Here is a 24,420-nt window from a genome sequence, read left to right on the forward strand (position 1 = left end):
GCATGCAGTTAATCAACATTGGGTTTGGTAACGTGGTGTCTGCCCGGAGGGTGATTGCCGTGGTCAGCCCAGAGTCTGCTCCCATCAAGCGATTGGGGCAAGAGGCCAGGGACCGTGGTATGCTCATTGATGCCAGCTTTGGACGAAAGACAAAATCGGTGCTGATTATGGACAGTGGCCATGTGGTGTGGTCCTCCTTAACGCCGGACGTCTTGGAGCAGCGCTTCACCACACAGACACAGGAAGATGGGCAGATGGGAGAGGAAGAATGATGCGAAAAAAAACAAGAGGAGAGCTGATTGTGCTCTCCGGTCCCTCTGGGGTCGGAAAGAGCACTGTAATTTCTGAGTTGCTCAGTAGCCGTCGGGACATTCATTTTTCTGTCTCTTTTACCACACGGGAGCCTCGAGTGGGAGAAGAGAACGGAGTGAATTACAACTTTGTTTCGAGGGAAGAATTTGAACGGATGATCCGGGATGGAGAACTGCTGGAATACGCGGAGTATGTAGGCAACTATTATGGTACGTCTCTGAAAATCATTGAGGATTACTTACAGCAGGGAATTGATGTGCTGCTGGACATTGAGGTGCAGGGTGCGGCAAAGGTTCGAGAGAAATGCCCGGAGGCGGTGCTGATCTTTATCATCCCCCCCTCTCTGGAGGAACTGTCCCGCCGTCTGCGCAACCGCAACACGGACAGCATTGATGTCATTGCTCAGCGTCTGGAGAAGTCCAGGGCAGAATGCAGAGAGAGTGTGAAGTATGACTACCTGGTGGTCAATGATAACGTGGTCTCTGCTGCTCAGGAGATTTTGGCGATTCTGGAAGCAGAGCGATGCCGTGTGAAAAAGAGAATTCATCTGGCCGATAGCATCATCGGCGCCCAAGAGTAACCCATCGAAAGGAAAGGATTGAAGATTATGTTGTTGTATCCCCCCATGAAAGACTTGCTGAAGAATGTACCCAGCCGTTATATGCTGGTAAATGTGGTGGCACATCGTGCCCGCGAGATTTCCAGCGAGGCAGAAAAGACTGGTGTGCCTCTCAACGATAAGGCTGTCACTCTGGCTGTGCGTGAGGTTGCCAACGGCGAGCTGAAGGTAGAGGAGCCCGAGGAATAAGATTCATACAGGATCGCCTGGGCAGACAGGGCAAGCGGTTGTACACTGCTTGCCCTGTCGTGGTACAAGGGAGGAGGTGGCGGCTTGCCACAAACAGCAAAAATAGCAGTCGCGGCGGCCGTTTACTCCATTGACCGACCTTTTGATTACCAGATTCCCCAGGAGATGGCGGAACGGGTACAAGTGGGTGTGCGTGTGGCGGTCCCCTTTGGACGTGGGAACCGGCTCAGCGATGGCATCGTACTGGCATTGGGGCAACAGGAGGATATCACAGGCCTGAAGCCCATTCAAACCGTCTTAGATCAACAACCTGTGCTGACACAAAGAGCCATTCAGCTGGCCCTTTGGATGCGGGAACGCTACTTTTGCACTGTCTATGAGGCGATTCGGGTGATGTTGCCTGCTGGCCTCTGGTATTCTCTGAAAGAGAAGTGGAGTATCGCCCCGGGTGTAGACCGCGAGGAACTGTATCGCATTGCCGGAGACCACAAATCTTTCATCCATCTGGTCGAAATTCTATACGCCCATGGAGGTACTGCTGAACTGACAGAGATCCAGCAGGGATTCGGCTCTTCCGACCCATGGCCCGCTCTGCGCCACTTTGCACAGGCCGGTGCTATTATCCGGCAGGCGGATGGGATTCCAGGGGTCAGAGATAAACTAGAACAGCGAGTCTCTTTGGCCATAGAGCCAGCCGATGCTTTGGCGCAGGTACAGGGACGTCAAAAGCGGGCCCCACTCCAGTATCAGGTGATCAAGGTGTTGGGGGAGATGGGGGAAGTTTCCGCCAAAGAGTTGTGCTACTTTACTGGTGCTTCCATGTCCACCCTCCGTTCCCTGGAAAAACAGGGGCTCGTGGCATTGCACAAGCAAGAGGTGTATCGCCGCCCGGTTTCTACCCAGACAGAACCCACATTTCCCACCCCAGTTGTGCTCAATCTGCAACAGCAGCAGGCTGTGGATGGCCTGTGGGCACTGATGCAGTCTCCCAAACCCTCGGCCGCTTTGCTCTATGGGGTCACTGGCAGTGGGAAAACCCAAGTATACATCCGTTTGATCCGCATGGCATTGGAGCAGGGAAAGGGTGCCATGGTTTTGGTGCCCGAAATCTCCCTCACGCCCCAGCTGATGGAGCTGTTCACCTGCCAGTTTGGGCAGCAAGTAGCAATCCTTCATAGCGGTCTCTCCACCGGAGAGCGGTACGACGAGTGGAAGCGGGTGCGGGACGGGAAAGCCATGGTGGTGGTAGGCACCCGTTCGGCGGTGTTTGCGCCCGTCCAGAATTTGGTGTTGCTGGTGTTAGACGAGGAGCAGGAACCCACCTATCAGTCGGAACAAAACCCCCGATACCACGCCAGAGATGTGGCCAAGTTCCGTTGCGCCAAGGAAGGTGCGCTGCTGCTGCTGGGCTCTGCCACCCCTTCGGTAGAAACCATGTACCACGCCCGCAACGGCCCCTATCACTGCTTCACGTTGAACCATCGCTTCAATGAGCGACAGCTTCCTGCGGTGACCGTGGTGGATATGCGGCAGGAACTGAAAGTCGGACATAACATGGTCATCAGTCGCCCCTTGGAACAGGCGTTACGAGAAACCATCCAGCGGGGTGAACAGGCCATTCTATTCGTCAACCGGAGAGGCAGCAGTAACTTGGTACTGTGTGGAGAGTGTGGGCAGTCCCCCACATGTCCCAGGTGTTCGGTACACCTGACTTATCACAAAGCCAACGGACGGCTGATGTGCCACTACTGCGGCTATTCCCAGCCCCTTCCCCAGAGTTGTCCTGAATGTGGTGGAATGTTCAGCTTTTCCGGCATCGGAACCCAACGGGTAGAGGAAGAACTGCACTGCCTGTTTCCAGACACACAAGTGCTTCGTATGGATACTGATACCGTCACCGGAACGCAGGGACACAGCAAGCTTCTAGCCCAGTTTCGAGAGGAGAAAATTCCTGTCCTGGTTGGCACCCAAATGGTGGCCAAGGGCCTGGATTTTGAAAATGTAACCCTGGTGGGTGCCGTGGCGGCAGACCAGACCCTATACGTGGAGGACTACCGTGGGGGAGAGCGAACCTTTTCTCTCCTCACCCAGGTGGTGGGACGAGCTGGACGCGGCGCCAAGCCCGGCCGAGCCATCATCCAGACCTTTACCCCGGAGCATGAGGTCATTCAATGTGCTTCGGTTCAGGATTACGATGGGTTCTACGAGCAGGAGATTCGCATGCGTCAGTTGCGAGATTATCCGCCCTTTGGTGACTTCTATGTGCTTCATGTCACAGGAGAAGAGGAGCACGAAGTGCTGGGTGTATGTCTGCGCCTGCGCAAGGTTCTGGAGCAAATTCTCTCCCAGCCCATGTCACCCCCGATTTCCTGTCGGTTGTTAGGCCCTGCTCCTGCGGGTGTGGTGAAGGTAAACAACCGGTACCGATATCAAATCACCTTACAAACGCAAAATTCCAGGCAAATCCGTGCCTTAGTAGCCCACGTGGTGCGCCAAGCGCAAACGGATAAGGCCAATCGACGGGTTTGTATTTATGCAGACCAAAATACGCAAGATTAATTACTTCCAAGGAGGAGACATATATGTCACTGAGAACGATTTTGACCCAAGGCGATCCTGCACTGGAGAAAGTTTGTCGCCCGGTGGAGCAGTTTGACCAAAAGCTCCACGATCTGCTGGACGATATGAAAGAGACGCTGATTGATTCCAATGGCGTTGGTCTGGCTGCCCCTCAGATCGGCATTTTGCGCCGTGTGGTGGTGGTTATGGACTCTGAAGACAACATGGTGGAACTGGTCAACCCCGAGATGATTGCCAGCGACGGAGAGCAGACCGGGCTGGAGGGATGTCTGTCGGTGCCCGGAAAGTACGGTGTGGTGACCCGTCCTGCCACCGCCACGGTACGGGCTCAGGACCGCAACGGCAATTTCTTTGAGGTCAGCGGTGAGGGCATTGTGGCCCGCTGCTTCTGCCATGAGCTGGAGCACCTGGACGGCCACCTGTTTGTGGAGCACACCCAGCGTCTGTACACCGTGGAAGAGCTGGAAGCCATGGAGGACGAGGAGGCATGAAAATCGTCTTTATGGGCACCCCGGACTTCGCCGTTCCCTCTCTGCGCAAACTGGTAGAGGGCGGACATCAGGTGTGTGGCGTGTTTACCCAGCCGGACAAACCCAAAAATCGGGGCATGAAGTTGCTTCCACCTCCTGTGAAGGAGTATGCCTTGTCGGTTGGAATTCCCGTGTTTCAACCCACAACCCTGCGGGACGGCACTGCTTTAGAGCAGCTAAAGGCCCTGGAGCCCCAGCTGATTGTGGTGGCCGCCTACGGTAAGATACTTCCCGTGGACATTTTGCAGCTGCCCCCACTGGGCTGCATCAACGTCCACTCCTCGTTGCTGCCCAAGTATCGGGGCGCAGCCCCCATCAACTGGGCTATTCTCAACGGTGAGAAGGAGACTGGCGTCACCATCATGTATATGGCGGAGGGCCTGGACACCGGCGACATGTTGGCCAGCAGTGCCACCCCCATTGATCTCAACGAATCTGCCCAGCAGCTGCATGACCGACTGGCTCAGATGGGTGCGGATCTACTCCCTCAAGTCTTAGAGCAGCTGGAGCAAGGCACTGCAGTGGCGGTTCCTCAAGACGACAGCCAGTCCTGCTACGCGCCCATGCTCTCCCGAGAGCTGTCCCCCATGGATTGGGGACGCCCCGCATTGGAACTGCACAACCAGGTACGGGGCCTAACCCCTTGGCCGGCGGCCACCGCTATGGTGGATGGAGTACGGTGTAAAATCATACGCACGGCGTTGGTAGACGAGACCACCTCCAAAACGCCGGGCACCTGCATCAAGGCTGATAAGCGTGGGCTATGGGTAGCCTGCGGACAGGGGACCGTTCTGGAAATTCTGGATCTGCAGCCCGATGGGAAAAAGGCCATGGCGGCCCACGCCTTCCTGTTGGGACATCCCCTGAAAGAGAACGAAATGATCTGAGAGGAGTGAGCCCATGGGTTCTGCCAGAGAAGCGGCAATGCTGACCTTAACGGCTTGTGATCGCCAAGGGGCATGGTCGGAAGGACATTTGAAACGGATATTGAAAGAACGTGCCCTAGACCGTCGGGATGCCGCTCTGGCCACACGGCTGTGTTTTGGCGTGCTTCAAACCCGGATGACGCTGGATTGGTATCTGGAGCAGCGTTGCACCGGAGGGTTAAAAAAGCTGGAGCCCAAGGTTTTGTCTATCTTGCGTATCTCTCTGTATCAGATTCTCTACATGGATAAGATTCCCCCCAGTGCCGCCGTCAACGAAGGGGTGCAGTTGACCAAACAGCACTGCCGCAACCCTCGGGCGGCCGGAATGGTCAATGGTGTGCTACGGGGGATTCTGCGCGATATGCCGTTGCCTCTTCCCCAGGGACGGGATGACCTGGAAACCTTGTCCCTCCAGACCAGTCACCCACGTTGGCTGGTGGAAGAATTCGCCCAGGAACTGGGTATGGATGGAGTGCAGGCATGGCTGAATGCGGACAATGATCAGCCTCCCACCACCGCTCAAGTGAATACCTGTCTGTGCTCGATGGAGCAGGCCATGGCAGAATTGGAGCAGGACGGGGTAGAGGTAACCCGGCACCCTTGGTTGACCGGTTGCCTGTTGCTGGCGGGGACCGGAGATCTGGAGCGACTGAGCAGCTATCAGAAGGGCCACTTCTATATTCAGGATGCGGCGGCACGTCTAGCTGTCACCGCCGCTCAAATCCAACCCGGTCAGCGGGTGTTGGATTGCTGTGCGGCCCCAGGTGGGAAATCCTTTGCCGCCGGGGTGGATATGAACAATCAGGGTGAGATCATCTCCTGTGACATCCATGTCCACAAAATCAAACTGCTGCAAGCGGGAGCCAACCGACTGGGCTTGACCATTTTGGAGGCACAGCTGCAAAGCGCCGCTCAGCGCAGGCAGGATTGGGTGGAAGGTTTTGATACGGTTTTGGTGGATGTACCCTGCTCTGGGCTGGGCATCATCCGAAAGAAGCCGGATATTCGGTATAAAGACCCCAAACCGTTGGACGGCCTTCCCAAGGTACAGAAGGAGATTGTAGACAACTGTGCTGCCTATGTTCGCCCCGGTGGCGTGATGATCTACGCCACGTGTACCCTGAGAGCAAAGGAAAACCAAGATGTGGTGACTTGGTTTTTGAAGCGTCACCCCGAATTTACTTTGGAGGCATTTGACCTGCCTCATTGGGGCCGCCAGGAAGGTATGATGACCTTCTGGCCTCATATTCATCATACCGATGGGTTCTTTGTGGCCCGGCTGCGCAAAAAGGAGGCGTAAACTGTGATTGACATCAAATCCATGCTGCCAGAGGAATTGGGCTCATGGCTCAAAGAGTTGGGCCAACCCAGCTTCCGTGCCAAGCAGATCTTTCAGTGGCTTCACCGTGGCGTAACCTCCTTTGATGAGATGACCAATCTGCCCAAGAGCTTGCGGGAGACTCTTCAAGCTCAAAGTTACATTACAGTTCCCATGGTGGAGCGCAAACAGCAATCGGCGCTGGATGGGACCATCAAGTATCTGTGGCGGCTGCGGGATGGCAACTGCGTGGAAACCGTTCTCATGCGTTACCAGCACGGAAACACTGTGTGTGTCTCCTGCCAGGTGGGGTGCAACATGGGATGTAAGTTTTGCGCCTCTACATTGGGAGGAAAAGTGCGTGATTTGCAGCCCAGCGAAATTCTCGACCAGATTATTTTTACTCAGCTGGACAGTGGAACCGAGATTTCCAACATTGTCATGATGGGAATCGGGGAGCCTCTGGACAACTTTGACAACGTCACCCAGTTTCTCCAACTGGTCAACCACCCGGATGGGGTAAACATTGGTATGCGTCACATCTCCCTGTCCACCTGTGGTCTGGTAAAGAAAATTGACAAATTGGCCCAGTTGGAGTTACAATTAACTTTAAGCGTTTCCCTCCATGCTCCGGACGACGAAACCCGCTCCCGCCTGATGCCAGTCAACCGGGCTGTGGGTGTGGATCTGCTTATGGAGACCTGCCGTCGTTACTTTGAGAAAACCGGTCGGCGCATCTCCTATGAGTACGCCATGATTGACGGCGTCAACGACAGTGATGCCCAAGCAGATTTGCTGGTTCATCTGTTAAAAGGCCAGCCTGGACATGTCAATCTAATTCCCCTCAACCACGTAGAGGAATCGCCGTTGAAGCCCAGCCGACGGGTGCGGCAATTCCAAAAGCGCCTGGAGGCACAGGGCGTTACAGCCACTGTGCGCCGGAAACTGGGCGGCGATATCGACGCATCCTGCGGTCAGCTGCGCCGAAAGCAGATGATACAGGATCAGCTCCATCCAGGAAAGGACGAAGCCATATGAATATATTTGGAATGACGGATATTGGCGAGGTTCGGAGTGAGAACCAGGACAGTTATACCGTCCGCCAGCTGAGAGAAGATGTGGCTGTCGCTGTAGTGTGTGACGGCATGGGTGGTGCACGGGCTGGGAATGTGGCCAGCGCAGTGGCAGTGGAAACCTTCGCTGCGGCTGTGGAAGAACTGTGCCGAGAAGAAGTCCCCCAAGGGGAGCGCTGCTGCGCCCAAGTGCTTCGGGATGCATGCCTTCACGCCAACACTCAAGTGCACCAGCTCTCCCGCTCCGAGGAGGAGTATCGCGGCATGGGAACCACACTGGTTGCCGCGCTGTTGGTGGGGCAGGATGCCTATGTGGTAAACGTAGGGGACAGCCGCTGCTACCACATCCACGACGATGCCATTGACCAGGTAACCAACGACCATTCTCTGGTGCAACTGCTGGTCAATCGTGGCGATATCTCCCCTCAAGAGGCACGCAACCACCCCAAAAAGAATTTGATTACCCGTGCGCTTGGCGTGGATCGTGATGTGCTGTCAGATTGCTACCACGTGGCATTGCAGCCAGGTGATGGACTGTTGCTGTGTAGCGATGGCCTGTCCAATGTGTTGACCGATGAGACGTTGTTGCAGCTGGCGCAGGAAACACTGCCGTTGGAGGAGCGCTGCCGAAACATGATGCGTATGACGTTGGAACATGGCGCTCCAGACAATGTGACCATCGTGATGGCACAGCTGTGAACCACGACGAGGAGGAACATTTACCATGGATCAGTACATAGGTACCATGCTCGACAATCGCTATGAGATTTTAGAGCGTATTGGCGTTGGCGGAATGGCCGTGGTGTACAAGGCCAGGTGTCATCGACTCAACCGTCTGGTCGCCATAAAAATTCTCAAGCCAGAATTGGCCAACGATGCAGATTTCCGGCGCCGCTTCCAGGCCGAATCTCAGGCGGTTGCCATGTTGTCCCACGTCAACATTGTGGGCGTATACGATGTCTGTCAAAGTGACGGGCTCAATTACATCGTAATGGAATTGATTGACGGTATGACCCTGAAGCAGTACATGCAAAAAAGAGGCATGCCGCTGAAGTGGCAGGAAGCTTTGCACTTCATCGCACAGGTGCTGCGCGCTTTGGATCACGCCCATAGCCGTGGTATCATTCACCGGGATATCAAGCCCCATAACATTCTGGTCCTTCGGGATGGAAGTATTAAGGTGGCAGATTTCGGCATTGCCCGTCTGACCAGCTCCCAGGCCACATTGACCCAGGAGGCCCTGGGCTCGGTGCACTATATCTCCCCAGAACAGGCGAAAGGCAGCCACATTGATGGACGTTCGGACCTGTATTCTGTGGGTGTCATGCTCTATGAGATGCTTACTGGACGCCTGCCTTTTGAGGGCGAAACTCCGGTGCTGGTGGCGATCCAGCATATCAACTCCATTCCCATTCAGCCCCGGGAATTGAATCCCGATATTCCCGTTGGTCTGGAAGCTATTATCATGAAGGCCATGGCTCCCAATCCCAACCACCGGTATGGTTCTGCCCAGGAGATGTTGGATGCTGTCCAGGCGTTTCAGGAGAACCCGGATTCGGTTCCGTCCGACACCATCCGCATCAATGATGTCGAGGAACCCACTCTGGTCATTCCCACCGGTGGTGTGCGGGACATGATGGAAGACGACTACGAGGAAGATGACTATCTGGATGACGAGGAAGAGGAGGAAATAACCTCCAAAGTGCGCAAGTCTCACCGTCGGTTCAATCCACCTCCCATAGCCATTGCTGTGGGTGCAATCCTGCTGTTTGTCGTCGGTATTATCCTTTTTCTGGTTAACTTCATCCGAGGTGCCATTTTTGCCCCTGCGAAAGAGTACACCGTTCCCAATTTGCTGGGTATGACGGTGGAAGAATTAGAAAAAGATCCGTCCATTCTGGGCGATTTCCAGTTGGAAGTTGGGGAGACTGTGTTTAACGAGGACTACGAGAAGGACCAGATCTGTGAGCAGACCCCGGAAGCCGACTCTAAAGTCAAGGACGGGAAAACCACCATCACGGTCACCATCAGCGGTGGCACAGAAGAGTTGAAAATGATTGACGTTACCGGCTGGGATTCCGAGCGGGCATTGGAACGTCTGAGAGATGATATGAAGCTAGAGGTGACCACCGAGTATCAGTATTCCCAGACCACGGAAAAGGGCTATGTCATTTCTTACTCCCCGGAAAAGGATACCGAGCTGGAAGAGGGTGACGAAGTGACCATCGTCATCAGCAAGGGCAAGGAAGAGGAAAAGGTCGTCGTAGGCAACTATGTTAACCTGAGCCTGGAACAGGTAAAGGCCCAGCTGGAACTACAGGGCCTGAATGCCAATGTGAAGGAGTATTATAGCGACACCTACGCCAAGGGCAAGGTGATGTGGCAGAGCATTGCCGTCAATACCCAGGTAGCTCCTGGTACCACCATTGACCTCCAGGTCAGCAAAGGCCCTGAGGCTACCCAGCCTCCCGTCACCAATCCTCCGGTGGTGGTCACCGATGCCCCTGTGAAAAAGACCATCACGGTGGATTTGAGTGATTACACCGGAATCATCACGTTAAAAGTAACCTTAGGTTCCACAACTGTGTTTGACGGCTCCTGGAACGCCGATGAGCAGGGTGATTTCTCCCGGGAAGTGACCCAGAATCCCGGCACCACCAAGCGGGTTACCATCTCCATCAATGGAGAGACGGTAGAAAGCTATAATTTGGAGTTTTAGTATATGAGGGGAACGATTGTAAAAGCGCTCAGCGGCTTCTATTATGTGGACGTGGGCACAGACTGTGAGCCGGTGGCTTGCCGCGGCCGCGGCAAACTACGTCACAACAAAATCACCCCTCTGGTGGGAGATCACGTGGAGATCACTGTCACAGCCGAGGGAACGGGAATGGTGGATGAGGTCTTGCCCCGCTCCAATCAGTTTCAGCGGCCCATGGTGGCCAACATGGATCAGTTGGTGATTTTGGCCTCCGGTGCCATTCCGGTCACTGATCCCTTTCTCATTGACCGTATGATTGCCTTGGCTGAATATAAACACTGTCAGCCCATCATCTGCTTCAACAAATGCGATTTGGAGCCGGCAGAAGATCTGGTGGAGTTGTATCGCCAAGCGGGATTTCAGTCCTTTTCCATCAGCGCACAGACCGGCACCGGTTTGGATCAACTGATGGGGGTGCTGGAAGGTAAAATCTCCGCCTTCACCGGGAACTCTGGTGTGGGCAAGTCCAGTGTACTCAATGCCCTTTGTCCCCAGTTTGGCCTGAAGGTGGGAGAGGTCAGCGAAAAGCTGGGCCGAGGCCGCCATACCACCCGCCACGTGGAGCTGTTCCGGGTTGGGGGCGGTTTGGTGGCAGATACCCCTGGTTTCTCTGCCTTTGATGTGGAACAGATGGAGCTGATCCCCAAAGAGGAATTGGAGCGTACGTTCCGAGAGTTTCACCCCTATTTGGATCAGTGCCGTTTCGTAGGCTGCGCTCACGTCAAAGAGCGCGGCTGTGCGATACGCCAAGCCGTGGAGCAAGGGGAGATTGCAGATAGCCGCTATCGCAGCTATGTGCGTCTCTATGAACAGGTGAAGGCCCGACCCCAGTGGGAAAAATAAAATACTGAGGAACCAGACAGCCTCTTCTTTCATATGCTGTGTTAGAATTCAGCATGGAAAGGAGAGGCTGTTATTTATGAGAATCGTGGTTGTGAAATTTCCCAAGGCGTTGTGCGGCCTGATGCGCAGAATTTTTGGGATCAAAGAATGAGCGCATATCCCGGTCTCTCCTCTCATATAGATACTCCAGAATGTGGACAAAGGGAGGATGCCTATGGATATGCAACTGCAGCCCGTGGTGTTGGAGGGATACCGGGAAGTCTTGAATACCGCGGTGACCCAGGAGGAGACGCTGGAGAGTATCGTGCCGGACACATACCCGGATATCGCCCGCATTGTATCTGCCGTGGGACGGGTGTATGTACGGGACTGTGAACCGAGCGAAGGAACCGTACGTCTCACAGGTACCATTCAAACTACGGTGTTTTACATCCCGGAAGGGGAGGCACTACCCAAAACACTAGAGGTGGCCATCCCCTTCCAATGCATCAAGGACCACCCCACCCTACGCAGCTCCAGTATGGTACAGGCCAGCGCACAAGTTACCTTTGCCGATGCCAGAGCCATCAATCCCAGAAAAGTGGTGGCACGGGCAGAGATTGTAGTGGAACTGGCGGCCTATGAGCTTTGCTCTCGGGAACTGACCTGTGATGTCCAAGGCGGACCAGAGGGAAGTCTGGAGAAGCGGCTGCTTTCCGCCCGAGATATTGTGGTTTCCGGTGTGGTGGAAAAGCCGTTTCTCTTCTCCGATCTCATCCGTATGCCTCCATCCAAGGGGGAGATTCAGCAACTGCTTCTGTGTCGCCCCCAACTGGACGTGATGGAAGGAAAGCTGATTGGGCGAAAGCTGGTGGTGAAGGGGTCTGTCAAGCTGTATCTGGTCTATTTGTGCGACGATCAAGTGACCTCCACGTGCTTCGAGTTGCCATTCTCTCAGGTGTTGGATGTAGAACAAGAAGCTGGGGATCAAGGGTCACAAGTGGATGTACGACTGAAAAGCGTGGATTGCCGTCTGCGAGATGGAGAGCTGGAGGTCACCGTGGAGGCCTGCGCCCAAGCGGTGGTGCGGGTAGAACGTGAGGTCACTCTGCTGGCGGACGTATACAGCGTCAGTTGTCGGCTAGATGCTCAGCGTGCACCCTGTACCATATGCACACTAGCCGAGACCGGCGGTACCAGCCAAAGCGTACGGCATTTTTACCAAACCACCGTGGAAGCCAAACAGGTATTGGATAGTTTCGCCGTAGTCAAGGATGTGACCCAGCGCAATGGAGAGCACGGCAGCGAACTCGCCGCCCAAATCCAGGTACACATGCTGTATCTAGATGAGGAGGGTGCCCTGCGGGGTGCCACAGACAGCGTCATGGTTACCTGTCCCTATCAGGTTCCGGATGGGTGTGAGCGAAAGGTGCACGGCAGAGCGGTGGGAGATGTCTCCGCAGCAGCCGTCAGCGGTGGGATTGACCTCCGATTCGAAGTGGAATTTCGTTGGCTCACCATCAAAGAGGAAGAACTGCTGTGTGTCAGTTCTGTGGCTTCCACCGGAGCCTATGACGGCCCGTGCAGCCGTCCCTCTCTGGTCATCCGCCGGGTAGACGCAGGAGAGCAGTTGTGGGATGTGGCAAAAGCATGTGGCGCCACCATCCAAGACATCTGCACGGCCAACGAACTGACTTGTGAAACCGTGCCCCAGGGTATGGTGCTGCTCATCCCCACCAAGAGAGTGTGAGATAAACTGGCTGGAGAGATTCTCCGGCCAGTTTTTTTGCGTTGGCATATTATACAGCTTATCCCCATACACATGTAGAGAACTTGCGGTGAGGAGGAGTTGCAGTGGATCATAACAAACTCTATGAGGATATCGCCCAGCGAACCCAAGGCGATATATACATCGGCGTGGTGGGCCCGGTCCGCACCGGAAAGTCCACCTTCATCAAACGCTTTATGGAGACCATGGTGCTGCCGGAAATCCAGAACACCTATCTCCGGGATCGGGCTCGGGATGAACTGCCCCAAAGCGGCTCCGGACGGGTGGTGATGACCGCAGAACCCAAATTTGTTCCGGAAGATGCGGTCAGCCTGTCCATGGACGATGGCAGTTCCTTTTCTGTGCGCCTCATTGACTGTGTGGGCTACATGGTTCCCGGCGCGCTGGGGCAGATGGACGGGGATCAGCCCCGGATGGTGACCACCCCCTGGATGGATCACGAGATCCCCATGACCCAGGCCGCGGAGCTGGGTACCCAGAAGGTGATCACCGACCATTCCACCATCGGCATCGTGGTCACCACCGACGGAACCATCGCAGACATCCCTCGGGAGGACTATCTGGAGGCAGAGGAGCGGGTGATCCAGGAGCTAAAAGCCATGGGAAAGCCCTTTGTGGTACTGCTCAACTCTGCCCAGCCATACAGCGATCGAGCCCAGGCCATCCAGGCGGACATCGCCCAGCAGTATCAAGTGACCTGCCTGGCGGTGAACTGTCTGACCTTGGACGAGGAGACCGTGGAAGCCATTCTCAGCGGTGTCCTCCACGAATTTCCCATGAAACAGCTGGAGCTGTTCTTACCTTCTTGGGTGGATGTGCTTCCCTTCGACCACCCCATCAAAAACCAGCTCTATACTATGATCCGCCAGGAGGCCGATGGTTTGGATCGACTGCGGGATACGGAACAGGCCGTGGATGCCCTAGACCAGCGGGAGGAGATTGCCTCGGCACGCATTACCCGCATGGATATGGGGAGCGGCATAGTCACAGCGGTGCTGGAGTTGCCCCGCAGCCTGTTCTATGAGACGGTATCTCAGCGCTGTGGTTTGGAGATTCACGACGACGGAGATCTCATTGGTCAGCTGGTACAGATGGCCTCTATGAAGCGAAAATATGAAAAGGTGGAGCAGGCCCTGGCCCAGGTGGAGGAGACCGGTTACGGCATCGTTATGCCAGATCCCCAGGAGATGACGCTGGAGGAACCGGAAATCGTCAAGCAGGGAGGCCGTTACGGTGTTCGCCTGAAAGCCTCCGCCCCTTCCATTCACATGATGCGGGCGGATATCAAAACCGAAGTGTCCCCCATTATGGGTACGGAAAAGCAATCGGAGGAGATGGTGGACTTCCTTCTGCGCCAATTCGAAGGAGACACGGGGAAAATCTGGGACTCCAATATGTTCGGCCGTTCCTTCCATGAGCTGGTGGGCGAAGACTTGCAGGCCAAACTCAAACGCATGCCGGAGGACGCCCGGGAGAAGCTGCGGGATACCTTGCAACGCATCATCAACGAGGGATCCGGAGGCCTCATTTGCATCATTCTATAACGGACGATGTGTCGCAGAAAAATATTCTGTGACACATCGTTTTTTTGTAACCTTTTGATTTCTGGTGACTCTAACAGGCAGAAAGAGAACAAAGAGGGGATGATCCATGGTAAAGCTGAGGGAGGCCAACTACTGCAATCTCAAATTGCTCTTGATCTTTCTGGTGGTATACGGACACTGGATTGAACTGTCCATTCATGATAACGAATTTCTGATGATCCAGTATCGCACCATCTATTTCTTTCACATGCCTGTCTTTGTCTTTCTTACAGGGTTATTTCTCCGAGGAGAAGGGGACTGCATCCGGCAGATCAGACGTCTGACTCCCATCTATCTAATTTGCCAGACTGGAGCGGTTTTCTTTGGAACAGATATCGGGGAGCCGTGCTGGATTTTGTGGTATCTGTTCAGCGTGTGCATCTGGTCCATACTGGGGGCGCTGTGGTTCCGCATAGGCCATAACACCCTGGCGTGGGTGCTGTTTCCTCTGTCCATCCTAGCGGGCGCTTTGGCAGGATACCTTCCGTTTCTGAATCGCATGTGGAGTGGGTCTCGAACCGTGGTGTTCTTTCCCTATTTCTTCGCAGGACTTTTGTGTGCCCCCCACACTCCATGGAGAAACCATCGAATATTTGGTATAATGGCTGGGATCACTGCACTAGCCGGTATATGGCTATTGAGTGACCAGATACCGGCGGACTTTCTCTATCAGGCAACTGGGTATGGCGATATGGAGCACGGCTTTTCTCTTCGGCTGTTCTGCTATGGGATTGGGGCACTGATGGGGCTGTTCCTTTTGACCTGGATACCATGTCGCAGGCTCCCCTTCAGCAAAGCTGGGGTGGATACCTTGCCCATCTATCTAATCCATGCCCCCGTGGTAGCTGGGGTCCGGTTAATCCCTACTCCGTGGGTTTGTTGTGTGGGATTATCCGCCGGGTTGATTTACATCGTATACAGAACAACACAGTGGAGTGGGAGTCTGCACGGCATCATTTCACAGCCAGGGAGGGAGAAACGTGTCCGGATTTCAAGAAATCTATGAGGCATATAGTCGGCCAGTCTACCGTTTCCTCCTGGCCCTGACCCGGAATGAGACCATGGCGGAGGATTTATTACAAGATGTATTCTATCAGGCACTGTTGCACATTGACCGATTCGAGGGACGCAGCAGTCTGTACACCTGGCTGTGCCAGATTGGGAAAAATGCTTGGCTAAAAGAGTGCCGCAAGCATAAGCGCTATACCGTGTGTGCTGAGAATGAGGTATGGGACATGCCCTCCGGAGACCCAACGCCAGAGGAGCAGGCAATCCAGAAAGAGGAACGCATCCGGATCCGGAAGGCTGTCCAGCAGCTCAGCGCTCCTTACAAAGATGTCTTTATTCTTCACGCGTATGCCGACGTGAAGCTGAAGGAAATTGCAAAACTATATGAAAAATCGGAAACCTGGGCCAGAGTCACCTACTATCGAGCGAGACAACAGATTATTCAGGAGGTGTCAAAATGAAGCTGCCATGTGACATTGTGCAAGACTTGCTGCCGCTGTATGAAGATGACCTGTGCAGTCAAGCCACTCGGGAGGCTGTGGAGGAACACTTGCGAGAGTGTAAAACCTGCGGAAAGCAGCATGCTGCCGTCCAAGAACTCGTGGAGCCGGAGGTGGAAGTGGAGCCGGAAAAAGAGCAAAAAGCCACAGCCAAGAGTTTCAAAAAAATACGAAATCGATGGATTGCGTCCATTGTAGTCATTCTTCTTCTCATTCCATTGGGATATCTGGGATGGGGACAATATAATATGTCAGGCCCGAGTTTCACTAACCTGCATGAGTTGTACATTGCCAATCGCTTTGCACAATGCCTGGTCAATGGGGACTATGAGGGGGCGTTTGGTTATTGTGATGTGGAAGGCATCAAAGAGCGCTGGTTGCTGGAGGGATACTTTCCTGAGGAGAAAATGGAAAATTTCGAGGATGATGCCTGGGAGTTATATCAGAAATTAGCAGAAGACGTGGAAGATTGCGGTGGGATACAGAGTATGCGCTGCACCGGAATTGGTGGACATGGAGTCACGGTGACTGGAGAGGATACGTACGACATAGATTTCCAGCTCCAATTTGAACATCGACAAATCCGGGTATCCTTAAACGTAACGGATGGAGGTGTAGTATCTGCGTACACGGGGTATAACATCGAGCATCCGCTGGAAAAGTTACTTTCATGGAGCTATCCCATGTACGACAAATACAGAGGATTCCGATACGATATTGAACAGGGAATGCTAGTACCATATGAAGATTGAATGTTAATGCAAAGCCGGGAGGCCCTTTGGTGCTTCCCGGCTTTGTGACTATGATCGGTCTTGCACTGCTTGAAGTTGTTGGGCGTCCAAAATTCGCACCACACCATACCCCGTCTCAAGAACACCTTGCTGCACCAGCTGCTTCATGGCCCGGCTGACGGTGATACGGCTCATACCGATGGCCTGCCCAATGCTCTCGTGGGTGCATACCACCGTATTGGCTTCCCCCCGGGGCAAGGTGAGTAGATGCCGAGCCACCCGTCCAATGGCGGGCAGAGAGGAGGTATCCACATGGTCGGAGAGCAGGCGCACCGTACGGGCTAAATAGCGCAGCATGGGCTGGGCCAGTTGGGGATGCTCTATGAAGATTTGATCTAGTCGCTGCTGGTCAATGGACACCACCAAGCTATCCTCCAAAGCCATGGCAGAACTGACACGGGGATACTGGTCGAAAAAGGATGCCTCCCCCATCAAATCCCCACTGCGGTGGATGGTCAAAATACGTTCATCACCTTCGGGACTGCTGAGAAAACTGCGCACCGAGCCAGAGACCAGATAGTAAAAGTGATGAGGATGTTCCCCTTGTAAATAGATCATCTGCCCCTTGGTATACAGCTTGGGGGTTTGCCCCTGGGCAAAGATATCCCACTGTGTCATGCCACTCCCTCCAATCTTTTCAAGATTGTATCATATGTTACATTCTTTTTCCAGATGCTTTGGCATAATAAACACACATAAAACCTGAGAAACGAGGAGGTGCGTCTCATGGGTATGACCATGACGCAAAAGATTTTGGCCCGGGCTGCTGGCCTGGATCAGGTTCAGGCTGGGCAGCTGCTGGAAGGGAAGCTGGATTTGGTGCTGGGCAACGACATCACCACTCCGGTGGCCATCAAGGAGTTTGAGAAGGCGGGGCTGTCCACAGTATTTGACAAGGATAAAATCGCCATTGTGCTGGATCACTCCACCCCCTGTAAAGATATCAAGTCTGCGCAGCTGTGTGCCATCTGCCGAGACTTTGCCCATAAGCACCAGGTTACCCACTTCTACGATGTGGGCCAGATGGGCATTGAGCATGCCCTCATCCCGGAGAAGGGACTGGCTGCCCCTGGTGAGGTCATCATTGGCGCTGACTCCCACACCTGTACCTACGGCGCTCTAGGAGCTTTCTCCACCGGTGTCGGTTCCACCGACATGGCAGCTGGCATGGCCACAGGTCTGGCCTGGTTCAAGGTACCCCAGGCCATCCAGGTCAAGCTCACCGGCAAGCTCTCCCCCTACGTCAGTGGCAAGGATGTGGTACTCCATCTCATCGGCATGATTGGTGTGGATGGCGCTCTGTATCAGTCTTTGGAGTTCTGCGGAGACGGCGTGGCATCCTTGGAAATGGACGACCGTTTCACCATCTGCAACATGGCCATTGAGGCGGGGGCGAAAAACGGTATTTTCCCCGTGGACGAGAAGACCATTGCCTACCTGAACGGACGGGTGGAGCGGGCGTGGACCGCTTTTGAGGCGGACGAGGACGCTGTCTATTCCCGCACCGTGGAAATCAACCTGTCTACGCTGCGCCCCACCGTGGCTTTGCCTCACTTGCCCTCCAACACTCAGCCGGTGGACGAAGTGGCAGGTAAGCCCATCCAGCAAGTGGTCATTGGCTCTTGCACCAACGGGCGGCTCAAAGACCTGCGGGAAGCCGCTGCCATTCTCCGGGGCAAAAAAGTGGCCGACGGGGTGCGGTGCATTGTCATTCCCGCCACCCAGCAGATTTATCTTCAGGCCATGGAGGAGGGGCTCATCGCCGACTTCATCCAGGCCGGTGCTGCGGTGTCCACCCCCACCTGTGGTCCCTGCCTGGGCGGTCACATGGGGGTGCTCAGTGACAACGAGTGGGCCATTGCCACCACCAACCGCAACTTTGTAGGCCGCATGGGTCCCACTAGCTCCATGATCATTCTGGCAAGCCCTGCCGTGGCAGCGGCTTCCGCCATCACCGGCGTGGTCACCGACCCCGCCACCATCTGAGGGAGGGATAAAAAGATGAAGATTTACAAATATGGCGACAACGTGGACACTGACGTCATCATTCCCGCCCGCTACTTAAACGCCCCCGATGAAAAGTCCCTGGCCTCCCATTGTATGGAGGATATTGATGCCGACTTTGCCACCACCGTGGAGCAAGGCGACATTGTTGTGGGAGGCAGCAACTTCGGCTGCGGCTCTTCCCGAGAGCACGCTCCCTTGGCCATCAAGGCCTGCGGCGTAAAGTGTGTCATCGCCAAGAGCTTTGCTCGCATCTTTTACCGCAACGCCATCAACATCGGTTTCCCCATCATGGAGTGTCCTGAGGCAGTGGACGGCATTTCCCCCGGGGACAGCGTCACCGTGGATTTTGCCACCGGCGTCATCGAAAACCAAACCACTGGAGCCACCTTCCAGGCCGCCCCGTTTCCCGCCTTTGTCAATGGCATCATTGAGCACGGCGGCCTGCTCCATTCTCTAAAAGCCAGGGGGATTGCAAAATGAACTATAAAATTGCTCTGATTCGAGGGGACGGCATCGGCCCTGAAATCGTCAACGAAGCCGTAGGCGTTCTGGACAAAGTAGGGGAGAAGTTTGGTCACACCTTCACCTATGTGGATGTGCTGCTGGGCGGCTGCGCCACCGATGCAGTGGGAAAGAGCTATCCTGACGGTACCGCCGAGGTATGCAAGAGCTGTGACGCTGTACTACTGGGCGCTGTGGGTGGCCCCAAGTGGGGCAGTGATAAACCCGCTGAGCAACGCCCGGAAACCGCTCTGCTGGCCATCCGCAAGGACTTGGGGCTGTACGCTAACCTGCGTCCCGCCGCTCTGCGTCCGGCTTTGGCCGAGGCTTGTCCGCTGAAGAAGGAGACCGCCGAGAAGGGCATTGACCTGATGATGGTCCGGGAACTTACTGGCGGGGTGTACTTTGGCAAGCGGGATCGCTACGATACCCTGGATCGAGGTGTGGAGTGTACCGACCTGATGGCCTACTCTGAGATGGAAATTGAGCGCATTGGCCGCCGCACCTTTGAAATGGCTCGGCTGAGACGCAAAAAAGTGTCCAGCGTGGACAAGGCCAATGTGCTGGAGACCAGCCGACTGTGGCGGTCTGTGATGCACCGTCTGGCAGAGGAATACCCCGACGTGGCCTATGAGGACGTGCTGGTGGACAACTGCGCCATGCAGCTGGTGCGTGACCCGGGCCAATTTGACGTGGTGGTGACGGAGAATATGTTTGGCGACATACTCTCCGACGAGGCCTCTATGATTACCGGCTCCATCGGCCTGCTGCCCTCTGCCTCCATGGGTGACACCGCTCCCGCCCTCTACGAACCCATTCATGGCTCCGCTCCTGACATCGCCGGTCAGGATAAGGCCAACCCCATCGCCACCATTCTCTCCGTGGCCATGATGCTGCGCTATTCCTTCCAGCTGGCCGCAGAGGCAGATGCAGTGGAACAGGCGGTAGATAAGGCCCTGGCTGACGGCTGGCGCACGGCTGACATCGCCAAACCTAGCGAGACCGTTGTGGGTACTCGTCAGATGGGACAAATCATTCGGGACAATATCTAACATATCGGAAACCTCCGCTCCATTTCTATGGGCGCGGAGGTTTCCTCTTGCAATGCTCTTTGGCCCTGGCTATAATGAAAACAAAGCTATTTTATAAACAAAGGGGTTGGGCGCTTTGATTCTGGCTGTGGCCATCAGCAATATCCACGTCACCATTGCTCTGTTTGAAGAGAATGGGGACATTCGTTTTCGTTCCGAACTGGAAACAGAGCGCAGATACAGCGAAGATCGCTGTGCCTTGGATTTGATGGGCGTGTTCCAGCTGTACGGCGGGAATATCCAAGACGTACAGGGGGCCATTGTCTCCAGTGTGGTTCCTCCCGTGACGGATATCTTCGTCCGAGCCATTCAGCGGCTGACGGGAAAGCGGCCCATGGTGGTGGGGCCTGGAGTTAAAACCGGGTTGAACATCCGAGCGGACGTTCACAACCAACTGGGCAGCAACATTGTAGCCTCAGCCGTGGCTGCGGTGGCTCTGTATCCATCCCCGTCCATCGTCATCAACTCAGGCACGGCCCTGTCCTTTTCCTATATGCGCCAAGCCTCTTACGAAGGGTGTGCCATCATGCCCGGCATGTCCATAGCTCTGGAAGCTCTGTCCGACAATGGAGCACAACTGCCCCACATCGCCATGGGAAAGGTGGATACCCCTCTGGGCCGTAACACCGTGGACTCCATGCGAGCGGGTGTGGTATACGGTTATGCCGGTACCATCGACCGACTCATTGACGAGATGGAGCAGGCAGCAGGGGAGCCCACCGTCTCGGTGGTCGCCACTGGAGAATATGCCCCGGAAATTTTCCGCCACTGCCGTCACTCCATTGAGTATGATCGGGATCTGATGGTCAAGGGGTTGTATTTTCTCTATCGCAAAAACAGCTCCAAGCGCACACGGTAATTTTGCAGCTCGGGATATTCAAAGATGCAAATTTCACCCTGTGTTTTGGATCCACACTTGAAACTATGCAAGAAACACGGTATAATGTGTCATAATTACAGTGTACGGAGGGATTGACTTGAAAGAATTGTCGCTTCTTGCCTCTCAGGTACAGGCATCCAGCACCATGGCCATTGACTCTCTGGCCAAGCAAATGAAAGCGGAAGGCATTGATGTCATCGGTTTTGGTGCCGGTGAGCCGGATTTTAACACCCCGGACGAGATCAAAGCCGCTGGCATCCGCGCCATTGAAGAAAACAACACCCGCTACACACCCGCTTCTGGCACCCTTGGTCTGAAAGAGGCCGTATGCGCTCGCATCAAGGCCGACTGCCATGTGGAGTATCAGCCCTCCCAGGTAGTGGTGGCCGCAGGTGCCAAGCACTGCGTGTATCTGGCTCTCCGTGCCCTGGTCAATCCTGGGGATGAGGTCATTCTCCCGGCTCCCTATTGGGTGAGCTACATTGAGCTGATCCGCATGATGGGCGGCGTGCCCGTGGTAGTCACTGCCCAGGAGTCTGCTGGGTTTAAGATTACCGCCCAGCAGCTGCGGGATGCTGTGACCGACAAGACAAAAGCCATCATTCTCAATAACCCCTCCAACCCCACAGGTATGGTGTACAGCCGAGAGGAGCTGCAGACTCTGGCCGACGTGTGCGTGGAGAAGGATCTGTACATCATTGCTGATGAGATTTACTCCTGTCTGCTGTACGATGGATTGAAGTTCACTTCGGTGGCCAGTCTGGGTGAAGAAGTAAAAAAGCGCACCATTCTCATCAACGGCGTGTCCAAAGCCTATGCCATGACCGGCTGGCGCATTGGGTACGCGCTGGGTGAGCCTGAGGTCATCAAGGTCATGAGCAACTACCTCAGCCACTGCGCTGGTTCTTGCTGTGCCATCTCCCAGGCAGCAGCTCAGGTTGCCCTCAGCGGTCCTCAGGATAAGATTGAGACCATGCGTCAGGCCTTTGAGGAGCGCCGCAACTACCTGGTAAAGCGGATGAACCAGGTGGAGGGTGTCAGCTGCATCCAGCCTGAGGGCGCTTTCTATGTGATGATGAACATGGAAAAGCTGGTGGGCCGCAGCGTGCGCGGCCAGGTCATCGAGACCTGCGACGATTTCTCCCAGGCCTTTTTGAAGTATGGTCTGGTGGCAACTGTCCCCGGGACCGCCTTTGGCGCCCCCAGCTTTGTGCGCTGGTCCTATGCCACTTCCATGGAGAATATCCAGAAGGGTATGGATCGTCTGGAGGCATTTTTGAAGGAATTTCAATGAGATTCCCCTCCAACCTCTTGCAAAAGAGCAAAAGGTTGGATATACTAAGCATGTTCGACAAAACTAGATCAGGAGGTCATGTAACATGGCTAAGATTACCAAGGATACCATCATCGGCGACATTCTGGACATCGCCCCTCACACCGCCCCCATCTTCCTCTCCATCGGCATGCACTGCCTGGGTTGCCCCTCCGCCCGTGGCGAGACCGTGGAGCAGGCCTGCATGGTGCACGGCGTGGACGTGGATTCTCTGCTGGAGAAGATCAACGCCAACATCGCAGATTGATGAATCAATGGGAAAGAGCGGGAAACCGCTCTTTCCGTCTATTTTGAGGTTTTTGGAGGAACTATGGAGTTAACACCGAGATTGGAAACCATTGCCCGGCAAGTGCCCCAGGGTTCTATCTTGGCGGATGTGGGCACCGACCATGGCCTTTTACCGGTATGGCTGTTGCTGGAGGGGCGTATTTCTTATGCCATTGCCTCGGATCTGCGGGAGGGACCCTTGTCCCGGGCCCGTGAGACAGTGGAGCAGCATGGCGTGACAGGCCGCGTCTCTCTGCGCCTGTGTGATGGTCTGGCTGGTATTGAAGCTGGAGAAGCAGATGTGGTGTCCATTGCGGGCATGGGCGGGGAAACCATCGCCACCATTTTGGAGCAAGCTCCCTGGACACGAGAAAATACCCTGCTGCTGTTGCAGCCCATGACATCCTTTCCGGACCTGCGGCAGTGGCTGCTGGATCACGGGTATACAGTGGAGCAAGAGACCATCTGTCAGGAAGGCAGCCGGATGTACACCATTCTCACCGTCCGGGGTGGACAAGACGCCCCTTTGACCGCCGCAGAACTTTGGGTTGGACGAAATCGGCCCCAGCCTCTGCGCCGTGCCTATCTGACCATGATGGAGAACAAGGTGCGCCGCGCCTTGGATGGGCAGCGTGCCTCCGCTCATCCTGATGAAGCCATGGTAGCCCATCTGGAGGACGTACTGGCCGGGATGGATGCCATGAAAAAGGAGTTGGAAGCATGAGCACCACGGTAGCACAAATTTATGATTTGATGAATCAGCGCGCCCCGTTTCATTACCAGCTGGGGTTTGACAACGCTGGTTTCCTGGTGGGGCGGCGAAATGAAGAGGTGCATCATGTCCTGGTGGCGTTGGATATCACCCCTGCTGTGGTGCAGGAAGCCGTGGAGCTGGGCGCCCAACTCATCGTCTCTCACCACCCAGTGATTTGGAATGGCTTGAAGCAGCTCACCGACGACACACCCGCAGGTACTATGCTCCTGGATATGATCCAACATGGCTTGGCCGCCATTTGCGCCCACACCAATCTGGACGCTGTGGCAGAGGGCGTCAACGACGCTCTGGCCCATACCTTGGGACTGACTGACGTAGAGCAGCTCCACCAGGACGGGGTGGACGAACAGGGAAGACCCTATGGCATTGGCCGGGTGGGGGTGGTGTCTCCCCAGGAGGTAGACGCTTTTGCTGCGCTGGTAAAGCAGCAACTCAACGCCGCCTGTGTTCGTGTGGTGGACAGCGGAAAGCCAGTGCACAAAGTAGCTGTGGGCGGCGGCTCCTGTGGCAGCATGCTCGCCGACGCATTGGCCTGTGGCTGCGATACTTTTGTCACCGCAGATGTGAAATATGACGTGTTCTTGGAGGCCAAGAACTACGGGCTCAATTTGCTGGATGCAGGACACTATCCCACAGAAAATGTGGTGTGCCCCGTGGTGGCCGGATGGCTACAAAACGCTTTCCCGGACCTGAAGGTGACCATCTCCCAGCGCCACCGGGAAATCTACCACTGCGTCTAGCATGAGTTGTCCCCTTTTCTCATATGGT

The 24,420-nt window shown here is 55.0% G+C and carries 24 protein-coding genes; 23 read left to right on the forward strand and 1 reads right to left on the reverse strand.

Translation table 11 applies throughout. From position 1 onward, the window contains the following. Positions 1-2 precede the first annotated feature (2 nt). The 15 genes from B5G37_RS04630 to B5G37_RS04705 all read left to right on the forward strand — a co-directional run bounded on the left by B5G37_RS04630 (position 3) and on the right by B5G37_RS04705 (position 16,759). Positions 3-272 (forward strand): DUF370 domain-containing protein, encoded by a 270-nt coding sequence (locus B5G37_RS04630; RefSeq protein WP_087254617.1) that lies wholly within the window; start codon positions 3-5, stop codon positions 270-272. Next, positions 269-892, forward strand: coding sequence for a guanylate kinase (gene gmk, locus B5G37_RS04635; protein ID WP_087254620.1), 624 nt, complete (start codon positions 269-271; stop codon positions 890-892). The genes B5G37_RS04630 and gmk overlap by 4 nt, the downstream gene beginning before the upstream one ends. A gap of 27 nt (positions 893-919) precedes the next feature. After that, a complete protein-coding gene (rpoZ, locus tag B5G37_RS04640; RefSeq protein ID WP_087254622.1) occupies positions 920-1,120 on the forward strand; it encodes a DNA-directed RNA polymerase subunit omega in 201 nt (66 codons plus the stop codon). A gap of 84 nt (positions 1,121-1,204) precedes the next feature. Continuing rightward, positions 1,205-3,679: a primosomal protein N' gene (gene priA / locus B5G37_RS04645; protein ID WP_087254625.1), complete on the forward strand. Its 2,475-nt coding sequence runs from the start codon at positions 1,205-1,207 to the stop codon at positions 3,677-3,679. Between the two features lie 23 nt (positions 3,680-3,702). Next, the gene (gene def, locus B5G37_RS04650; protein ID WP_087254628.1) at positions 3,703-4,191 is read left to right on the forward strand and encodes a peptide deformylase; all 489 of its coding nucleotides are present in this window, start codon (positions 3,703-3,705) and stop codon (positions 4,189-4,191) included. Further along, a complete protein-coding gene (fmt, locus tag B5G37_RS04655) occupies positions 4,188-5,117 on the forward strand; it encodes a methionyl-tRNA formyltransferase (RefSeq protein ID WP_087254631.1) in 930 nt (309 codons plus the stop codon). The genes def and fmt overlap by 4 nt, the downstream gene beginning before the upstream one ends. A gap of 13 nt (positions 5,118-5,130) precedes the next feature. Beyond that, the gene (gene rsmB / locus B5G37_RS04660) at positions 5,131-6,456 is read left to right on the forward strand and encodes a 16S rRNA (cytosine(967)-C(5))-methyltransferase RsmB (RefSeq protein WP_087254634.1); all 1,326 of its coding nucleotides are present in this window, start codon (positions 5,131-5,133) and stop codon (positions 6,454-6,456) included. Between the two features lie 3 nt (positions 6,457-6,459). Further along, entirely contained in the window at positions 6,460-7,512 is a 1,053-nt protein-coding gene (rlmN, locus tag B5G37_RS04665; protein WP_087254638.1) for a 23S rRNA (adenine(2503)-C(2))-methyltransferase RlmN, read from the forward strand. After that, positions 7,509-8,246, forward strand: a complete 738-nt coding sequence (locus B5G37_RS04670; RefSeq protein WP_087254641.1) for a Stp1/IreP family PP2C-type Ser/Thr phosphatase — start codon at positions 7,509-7,511, stop codon at positions 8,244-8,246. The genes rlmN and B5G37_RS04670 overlap by 4 nt, the downstream gene beginning before the upstream one ends. A gap of 25 nt (positions 8,247-8,271) precedes the next feature. Beyond that, complete coding sequence (gene pknB, locus B5G37_RS04675; protein WP_087254644.1) at positions 8,272-10,266, forward strand: Stk1 family PASTA domain-containing Ser/Thr kinase; 1,995 nt, start codon at positions 8,272-8,274, stop codon at positions 10,264-10,266. A gap of 3 nt (positions 10,267-10,269) precedes the next feature. Next, positions 10,270-11,148 carry a ribosome small subunit-dependent GTPase A gene (gene rsgA / locus B5G37_RS04680; RefSeq protein WP_087254647.1) on the forward strand — a complete coding sequence of 293 codons (879 nt, stop codon included), beginning with the start codon at positions 10,270-10,272 and terminating at the stop codon, positions 11,146-11,148. 214 nt (positions 11,149-11,362) lie between these two features. After that, on the forward strand, positions 11,363-12,877 hold the full coding sequence (locus B5G37_RS04685) for an SPOCS domain-containing protein (protein WP_158099345.1): 1,515 nt from the start codon (positions 11,363-11,365) through the stop codon (positions 12,875-12,877). Between the two features lie 104 nt (positions 12,878-12,981). Continuing rightward, the gene (gene spoIVA, locus B5G37_RS04690) at positions 12,982-14,460 is read left to right on the forward strand and encodes a stage IV sporulation protein A (protein WP_087254652.1); all 1,479 of its coding nucleotides are present in this window, start codon (positions 12,982-12,984) and stop codon (positions 14,458-14,460) included. A gap of 1,019 nt (positions 14,461-15,479) precedes the next feature. Beyond that, a complete protein-coding gene (locus B5G37_RS04700) occupies positions 15,480-15,968 on the forward strand; it encodes a sigma-70 family RNA polymerase sigma factor (RefSeq protein ID WP_158099346.1) in 489 nt (162 codons plus the stop codon). Next, positions 15,965-16,759 (forward strand): zf-HC2 domain-containing protein, encoded by a 795-nt coding sequence (locus tag B5G37_RS04705; RefSeq protein WP_087254660.1) that lies wholly within the window; start codon positions 15,965-15,967, stop codon positions 16,757-16,759. Before B5G37_RS04700 ends, B5G37_RS04705 begins: the two co-directional genes overlap by 4 nt. A 48-nt stretch (positions 16,760-16,807) precedes the next feature. On the opposite strand, the gene B5G37_RS04710 is transcribed toward B5G37_RS04705, so the two are convergent. Beyond that, positions 16,808-17,416 carry a Crp/Fnr family transcriptional regulator gene (locus B5G37_RS04710; protein ID WP_087254663.1) on the reverse strand — a complete coding sequence of 203 codons (609 nt, stop codon included), beginning with the start codon at positions 17,414-17,416 and terminating at the stop codon, positions 16,808-16,810. Between the two features lie 108 nt (positions 17,417-17,524). Here B5G37_RS04710 and leuC point away from each other — a divergent pair, with 108 nt between their 5' ends. The 8 genes from leuC (at position 17,525) to B5G37_RS04750 (ending at position 24,392) form a co-directional block, all read left to right on the forward strand. After that, entirely contained in the window at positions 17,525-18,784 is a 1,260-nt protein-coding gene (gene leuC / locus B5G37_RS04715; RefSeq protein WP_087254665.1) for a 3-isopropylmalate dehydratase large subunit, read from the forward strand. A 15-nt stretch (positions 18,785-18,799) separates the two neighbouring features. Further along, positions 18,800-19,285 (forward strand): 3-isopropylmalate dehydratase small subunit, encoded by a 486-nt coding sequence (gene leuD, locus B5G37_RS04720; protein WP_087254670.1) that lies wholly within the window; start codon positions 18,800-18,802, stop codon positions 19,283-19,285. Further along, complete coding sequence (gene leuB / locus B5G37_RS04725; protein ID WP_087254673.1) at positions 19,282-20,358, forward strand: 3-isopropylmalate dehydrogenase; 1,077 nt, start codon at positions 19,282-19,284, stop codon at positions 20,356-20,358. Before leuD ends, leuB begins: the two co-directional genes overlap by 4 nt. Before the next feature lie 115 nt (positions 20,359-20,473). Continuing rightward, positions 20,474-21,256 carry a type III pantothenate kinase gene (locus tag B5G37_RS04730; protein WP_087254676.1) on the forward strand — a complete coding sequence of 261 codons (783 nt, stop codon included), beginning with the start codon at positions 20,474-20,476 and terminating at the stop codon, positions 21,254-21,256. A gap of 166 nt (positions 21,257-21,422) precedes the next feature. Further along, positions 21,423-22,571, forward strand: coding sequence for a pyridoxal phosphate-dependent aminotransferase (locus B5G37_RS04735; protein WP_204217858.1), 1,149 nt, complete (start codon positions 21,423-21,425; stop codon positions 22,569-22,571). 85 nt (positions 22,572-22,656) lie between these two features. Continuing rightward, positions 22,657-22,857: a DUF1858 domain-containing protein gene (locus B5G37_RS04740; RefSeq protein WP_087254682.1), complete on the forward strand. Its 201-nt coding sequence runs from the start codon at positions 22,657-22,659 to the stop codon at positions 22,855-22,857. 63 nt (positions 22,858-22,920) lie between these two features. Then, on the forward strand, positions 22,921-23,601 hold the full coding sequence (locus B5G37_RS04745; protein ID WP_087254685.1) for a class I SAM-dependent methyltransferase: 681 nt from the start codon (positions 22,921-22,923) through the stop codon (positions 23,599-23,601). Continuing rightward, entirely contained in the window at positions 23,598-24,392 is a 795-nt protein-coding gene (locus B5G37_RS04750) for a Nif3-like dinuclear metal center hexameric protein (RefSeq protein WP_087254688.1), read from the forward strand. The genes B5G37_RS04745 and B5G37_RS04750 overlap by 4 nt, the downstream gene beginning before the upstream one ends. The last annotated feature ends 28 nt before the right edge of the window (positions 24,393-24,420 follow it).

The sequence above is a fragment of the Pseudoflavonifractor sp. An85 genome (genome assembly GCF_002161235.1).
Taxonomy (GTDB): Bacteria; Bacillota; Clostridia; order Oscillospirales; family Oscillospiraceae; genus Enterenecus.

What these genes read in the sequence shown, in the direction of transcription:
- leuB (WP_087254673.1), top strand. Translation starts at nt 19,282, where the DNA reads ATGAACTATAAAATTGCTCTGATTCGAGGGGACGGCATCGGCCCTGAA.
- leuD (WP_087254670.1), top strand. Translation starts at nt 18,800, where the DNA reads ATGAAGATTTACAAATATGGCGACAACGTGGACACTGACGTCATCATT.
- B5G37_RS04750 (WP_087254688.1), top strand. Translation starts at nt 23,598, where the DNA reads ATGAGCACCACGGTAGCACAAATTTATGATTTGATGAATCAGCGCGCC.
- B5G37_RS04740 (WP_087254682.1), top strand. Translation starts at nt 22,657, where the DNA reads ATGGCTAAGATTACCAAGGATACCATCATCGGCGACATTCTGGACATC.
- B5G37_RS04630 (WP_087254617.1), top strand. Translation starts at nt 3, where the DNA reads ATGCAGTTAATCAACATTGGGTTTGGTAACGTGGTGTCTGCCCGGAGG.
- rpoZ (WP_087254622.1), top strand. Translation starts at nt 920, where the DNA reads ATGTTGTTGTATCCCCCCATGAAAGACTTGCTGAAGAATGTACCCAGC.
- B5G37_RS04710 (WP_087254663.1), bottom strand. Translation starts at nt 17,416, where the DNA reads ATGACACAGTGGGATATCTTTGCCCAGGGGCAAACCCCCAAGCTGTAT.
- def (WP_087254628.1), top strand. Translation starts at nt 3,703, where the DNA reads ATGTCACTGAGAACGATTTTGACCCAAGGCGATCCTGCACTGGAGAAA.
- pknB (WP_087254644.1), top strand. Translation starts at nt 8,272, where the DNA reads ATGGATCAGTACATAGGTACCATGCTCGACAATCGCTATGAGATTTTA.
- gmk (WP_087254620.1), top strand. Translation starts at nt 269, where the DNA reads ATGATGCGAAAAAAAACAAGAGGAGAGCTGATTGTGCTCTCCGGTCCC.
- B5G37_RS04705 (WP_087254660.1), top strand. Translation starts at nt 15,965, where the DNA reads ATGAAGCTGCCATGTGACATTGTGCAAGACTTGCTGCCGCTGTATGAA.
- fmt (WP_087254631.1), top strand. Translation starts at nt 4,188, where the DNA reads ATGAAAATCGTCTTTATGGGCACCCCGGACTTCGCCGTTCCCTCTCTG.
- B5G37_RS04685 (WP_158099345.1), top strand. Translation starts at nt 11,363, where the DNA reads ATGGATATGCAACTGCAGCCCGTGGTGTTGGAGGGATACCGGGAAGTC.
- B5G37_RS04735 (WP_204217858.1), top strand. Translation starts at nt 21,423, where the DNA reads ATGGCCATTGACTCTCTGGCCAAGCAAATGAAAGCGGAAGGCATTGAT.
- rsmB (WP_087254634.1), top strand. Translation starts at nt 5,131, where the DNA reads ATGGGTTCTGCCAGAGAAGCGGCAATGCTGACCTTAACGGCTTGTGAT.
- rsgA (WP_087254647.1), top strand. Translation starts at nt 10,270, where the DNA reads ATGAGGGGAACGATTGTAAAAGCGCTCAGCGGCTTCTATTATGTGGAC.
- B5G37_RS04670 (WP_087254641.1), top strand. Translation starts at nt 7,509, where the DNA reads ATGAATATATTTGGAATGACGGATATTGGCGAGGTTCGGAGTGAGAAC.
- B5G37_RS04745 (WP_087254685.1), top strand. Translation starts at nt 22,921, where the DNA reads ATGGAGTTAACACCGAGATTGGAAACCATTGCCCGGCAAGTGCCCCAG.
- leuC (WP_087254665.1), top strand. Translation starts at nt 17,525, where the DNA reads ATGGGTATGACCATGACGCAAAAGATTTTGGCCCGGGCTGCTGGCCTG.